Here is a 6,000-nt window from a genome sequence, read left to right as displayed (position 1 = left end):
TACGTTCCAATCAACGGCCAAATTGTACAACTCATAAAAAATAGACAAACTCGATTTTCATCGAGTTTGTCTACAGTTTGAAACAACTTCCTCACGGAAGTTGTTTGAGTGCATACGAAACATAGCAAAATATAAATGTATTCACCATTTTTCAAATGTAAATGTACTTATTTAGTTTTCAACCGAATTCGTTCTCCCACTCTCTTTATGGGTTTCACATTATTAAGTTTACTCCAAAGGAAACGTACCCCAGGATTACTCAAAAGCCTTGAAATCGACTGCTTGCGTTTAATCTTTTTCAACATCCCTTGTTTCTCTTGAATTCCATTATAAACTCGTTGGCTATTGGAATGATCAATGTAGGGAAGATACATTTCTCTTAAAAGACCAAAGCCTTCTTTTTCTTCAAAACCGGTTTCTGTATAATCTTTAATGGTCGATATCAACTTTTCTGTAGTGAAAACTTGATCACCAAATAACTCATGATCTAAATCCATATAACTGCCTTGATACTTATTGTATGTTTCTAGATCGAATTGGTAGAAAATGACAGGCTTTTTCTGATAAAACATATCCCACGCAACACTTGAGTAGTCCGTAATCAACATGGAAGTTTGCATTAATAAGGAATTTAAGTCCTGTTCATTAGAAATGATGATCCTATGATTATTATTTGAAAAATGGTCAATAAAGTCTTCGAATTTAGGATGCAAATAAAAATACAGCGTCAAATCATGTTGCTCCAATAGCTGGCTCAATTCTTTAGATTGTAAAAACGTCCTGAACACTTGAACATACTCACTTTTTTCCACTTCCTCAAAAGGCAAGTTTTCAAGCCAAACACGCCATGTCGGCATTAATAAGATACTTTTTCCCTTAGACTTATTTTCTATGACATCCCATCGCGGCAGGCCACTTACAATAAGTTCCTTTTTACTATAGCCGAAATGGTTCTGGATGATTTTTCCTTCAGCAGGTGAAGAAACGACAAAAAGACTTGGTGCATTAATGCTTGATTTTTTAAAGATGCTATTAAGTTTCTTCAAACCAATAACACCATGTTGTAAAAAGACAAGCGGCTTATAATTCATCGCTTTTCTAATGCGGCCCTTTTGAATGCGTATGTCGTACGCATGCCCTTTTGTTTCAGAAGACACTAGCAGCTGAGCAGAAAACATGTAAACCATATATTTAAAGCTCATGAATTCAACAACTCTATTTCTCATGCCTTCCAATTTCGGATAATCTTCTGAATCAGGCTTTATAATATAATAAGCTTGTTGATGCTTATGATTTTCATAAATATATTTAAAGAAATAATAACCGTTATCTTGGGCCCTATCAGCCGTTTTCTCGTAAATCAACCAAATATTTTTTTTCATATAATAAGGACGAAGAATATTAAAAACCCAAGAAGCAAGAATTTCTTTAAAAAAGTACATATTGGATTCGTATTCTGTTTTTTCCTTATAAGTTAATGCCAATGTACCTGATGCCGTGATATATGGATAAATCCAAAAACCGTTATCAAAAGTATAGGACATTCCAAAAAGTCTTTTATTCAACTTTCTTGATGCCGACCACGTAGGATTCTTAAATCGAATATAATGATCATTCCCATCAACCCTGACTAACAAATAAAAATCATAATAAAACGGGCGCAATTCCATTGTATCAACATCGATTTCAAAAGAAAGCTTATCTTTCCCTTTCACCTGGAACAAATACTGCTTGTCCTCGGATATATCCCTCGGCTTTAAGACTAGTCCGACCATTTCATATTCCCTTTTCATTTCAAGGCGTACGGTACCAGTCAGGAAGTTACCTTTAAAATTTAAAGACATCAGCGACATTTTTGCTGAAAGAACCTCATCCGACAGGTGGATCGGTTGTTTAATCACGATGCTTAAACCACCATTTCTGGTGATGTAGGGGGTTATCACTTGAACGCCAATAGAGGGGATTGAATGGAAATACTCATTCTTTCCCCCGCTAATTTGTATTCGATGCAATTCCCCATTTTCTTCCACATACAATTTCCAGCGTGATGCCGCTTGATAATATTCTGCGTTAAAGCTTTTAAGGTCGATTACCATTTTTGAATCGATTATATCCGTATCGAATGTCCATCTTATTTTCATGCTTTCTTCAATGCCAATGATTTTCACTGGATGGGGATTCTTGAAATGAAAGGAGATTTTTTCATCTTTACATACTAGATGATCCACCGTGATTATCTTCTGTCCCATAGGCCGCGAACCCCCCTTTCATTCAGATTCATTAAATGATCTCTTAATGAAAAAGCCAGCTTCCTAGTTATTTTTTTGCGTTTTGCAAAGCGCCACATCTTTCTCAGCAATGTCACCTTTGTGAGTTTTTTATAAAAAGAAACTTTTCTTGGCTTTAATCTTTTTTCATTCTTTAAAATATTATTATAAATACGTTCACTGTTTTGATTGTCGATATTAGCGAAGTATTGACTTCTTTTCTCTTTAAAGATTTCTTGTTCTTCAAAGTTGTTACGTATGCTATTTTCAATGGAAGTTAACAAATCATCCGTATTCAGTGCTTGATCCCCGAATAATTCTTTATTCATATCCATGTAGCTTCCTTGTAATTCCGTATATTCATCGAGATCGAACTGATAAAAGATAGTCGGTTTTTCAAGATAGTACATATCCCAAGCAACACTTGAGTAGTCAGTGATCAAGAGTGCCGATTCACGGATCAACTTGCTGATATTAACATCACCAAACTTGATTATCTCGATCTGATCACAAGTTGTATGGAATTGATCAATAAAAGGCTGAAATTTAGGATGGACATAAAACTTCAATTCCACCTGGTGTATCCGGAGCAAGTCCATCAATTTCTCCGAATTCAATAAACCGATATAACTTTTAAAGTAATTCGATTCAATGAATGCATCATTAGACACTTCATTAAGCCAATTCCTCCATGTAGGCATTAAGAAAATTTGTCGTTTTATTGGAGTTTCTTCTTTGTTTACGTCATCCCATCGACTTAAACCGGTAACGATGATATCCTTCTCGTTATATCCAAAATAATTTTTCACGATTTCTTTTTCAAAATCTGAAGAGGTAACGAACAAATCCACTTCCTCTGATGAACCCTTATTTAGCGTACTATCGATTTTCTTTAAACCCAGCACTCCATGTTGTAAAAAGACAATTCTCTTCCTTCTTAAATACTCAATCACTTTACCCTTTTGTACACGCCAAACATAAGAATGTCCCTTGGTTTCTGATGCGATGAGCAGTTTAGAGGCAAATAAATAGATCAAGTGTTTAAAGCTCATAAAGTGGATTACACGATCCTCAAACCCTTTAAGGTTAGCCATATCAGGAGAATCTTTTTTTATAATATAATAGACATTTCTCTCCGGTTGTTCATTATAGCAATATTTAAAAAAGTGATAGCCATTATCCTGTGCGGTTTCTGACAACTTCTCGTAAACAAGCCAAATATTTTTATGATCATAATACCTATTAAGCATCTTATAAACGAAGTAGGATATTTTTTCTTTCCACTTGAAAATTGGTGCTTCATAAACGCTTTTCATTCTGTATGTTAACGCAAGAGAGTTACTTCTTGTAATGTAAGGATATACAACATGGTCGTCCTCTTTTGAATATGAATAATCATTAATAGTCCTATTCAATTTTTTACGGACATTTTCTGTTGGACGTTTAAGTTTTAATTCGTAATCCTCACCTTCTACGTCAACCAATACATAAAAATCCCAATAAAACTGTTCAAATTCGTGCTCGTCCAAATTGACTTCAGATAATATGCTCTTCTTCTTTAAAGTCACGGGAAGTCGCGTAAATGCCTCATTGTTACGATGCTTAAGTAACATTCCCTTTACTTGATAACTTTGAGCGTCTGGCAAAGAGAGTATTATTTCGATTTCAAGTATCGATTTTTTTAGAACAACATTCTTAATCAGAATTTTTGACTTTAATTTTTCATGCCGAAGTGCAAACTCTGTACCAATAACAAAGGAGAGTTCATTCCGGGCTGTTAAATAAGGTGTAAAAACATTCTCTTCATCTGCCTGAATCGAAGGTAAATATCTTTCTTCCATAGGAAGTTTCTTTTGGTCGTAAAAACCAACCCGATTCAATTCCATTACATTCGCATACGTTATCTCAATGAAAACATCCCACCTTGATGGAATTATCCCACTTCTAATAAATGGCTCCAAATTCGAATGGACTTCAATTTGTCGGGAGTTTATTTTTAGAATCGATGGCACTCGATGCATTTCTCCGCTTTTTCTATTTTTAATAACTACGTACGCGGAATTAACCTCGGCATCTTGGATATCTTCCATGGAAAAAGATAATTCATATTCATGGAAGCTTAAGTCATGTATTGGCAGTCTATTCTTCGTAATATAGAAACGAGCTTTATTGACGTCTTCACTTTCACCCAATAGAATTCCCAACTCAGCTTTAGGCGAGATATAAGCCATGGCGTGAGTTTTCACCAGTTCAAGAGGTAGCTGCTCCAATTGAGGAAATGCAAATGTTGATATGGGTTTTAATTTACTTAACTGTACATCCCCGGCAATGACCTCTTTAACATAAACCTTCCACTTTTGACCATTTTTAAAAAAGATATCATTAAAGATTTTTTTCAAATCGATTATTAAAAGTTGTCCATCCTGTCTGAATTCATGCGTTTGAACCCATTCTGCTGATGTGCTTTTTTCAAAAACAACGGAAGTGGGCTGACAGGAAGGCTCCATCAATCGAACGAGAAGATGGTCACCCTTTATTTCAAGTTCATCAAAATATCGTGTTTTAATGCTTTCCAATGAATTAGCCAACGGATCCATTTCGTAAAAGGAAAGCTCACTATGTCTGTGAACAAGGTTGGAATTGAACTGAAGTTTGTATGACTTTAAAACCTTGCCGATTTTCGCTTCAACATACAAGTTGGCAGAGGAAGGAATTTCAGCAAGTTTTGATAAATCCACTTCTATTGTATTCCTTTCACCCTGCACGGCTCCAATTGCTGAGGTGCACTCGGTTGCAGGATCATATATAGTCAGAAATAGCTTACCTAACTCTCCTTCTTCATGGAAAAACCTTGCCTTTTCCCCCTCCACTTCCATAGCGGAGATGTATAAATTATCCGAAACCACTTTACAGGATGCACGAAATATGCTAGCTGAATTGCCATACATTATACTTAGGGTGTTTTTTTTGTTCAGAAAGATGATTGCAGTCTCGTTTTGTGAAATTTGATAATAAGAACGGGCGAACAATCGATTCTTCATTCTTTTTATAGTAGGTTTGACCAGTCTGAACAACTCTTGGTTCATTTTAAGCAAAATTGTATAAGTTGTCCTATGTACATCTGGCCAGTTCATATTATCAAGTGAAATGGTCAAACAGGTTTCCTCATTCAAACTTTTACAAATTACTTTATCGTAAATATGTTCTTCTTTCGTTTCATTATCTTGCAATATTATATCGGCTGATTCTATATTTTCATTTATGATTATTTCAATCTTTGAGCCTATTAAGTTAAAACTGGTTGCATGAATTGTTTCCACTAGTTGATCACCTTTTTTTCAATGTAATGTAGCTTGTTCATACTCTATGACTATCATACTATAAAAAGCAGCCCATTTTTAATGAAACTGACAATCCCTCGTTTAAATAAATATTCAAATAATTTCATGAATTTAAACAATATGCCTCTTTTTATCATATTGTGAATTGCATACTTTTAAACATATGATTATACCAAATCACGTGAACATCAACAAAGCGGCCCGAGGCAAACGCGTTTAAATTTTGCTTATTTTAGAAATTCATTTCTATTCACCCGATTAGCTTTTACATCCTATGCATTACTCTCGTATTCTCACGGAGTTCGGATCCTTTTTCTTTCCATACTGTCTATCCCCTGAATCTACCTATGGTCACGCAATTTCCGTTTGCGTATTAAGTCTTTTTTAGAAAA

At 34.9% G+C, this 6,000-nt stretch carries 2 protein-coding genes; both read right to left on the bottom strand.

Annotated elements, in window-relative coordinates; translation table 11 throughout:
- Positions 1-167: 167 nt before the first annotated feature.
- Positions 168-2,249 carry a CDP-glycerol glycerophosphotransferase family protein gene (locus ACFX4X_RS06560; RefSeq protein ID WP_377382585.1) on the bottom strand — a complete coding sequence of 694 codons (2,082 nt, stop codon included), beginning with the start codon at positions 2,247-2,249 and terminating at the stop codon, positions 168-170.
- Complete coding sequence (locus ACFX4X_RS06555; RefSeq protein ID WP_377382583.1) at positions 2,234-5,587, bottom strand: CDP-glycerol glycerophosphotransferase family protein; 3,354 nt, start codon at positions 5,585-5,587, stop codon at positions 2,234-2,236. Before ACFX4X_RS06555 ends, ACFX4X_RS06560 begins: the two co-directional genes overlap by 16 nt.
- Between the last annotated feature and the right edge of the window lie 413 nt (positions 5,588-6,000).

Source organism: Peribacillus sp. YIM B13481, assembly GCF_042787985.1.
Taxonomy (GTDB): Bacteria; Bacillota; Bacilli; order Bacillales; family DSM-1321; genus Peribacillus; species Peribacillus simplex_A.
The sequence above is the reverse complement of the archived record's forward strand: the minus strand, read 5'-3'. Positions and strand labels throughout refer to the sequence as shown.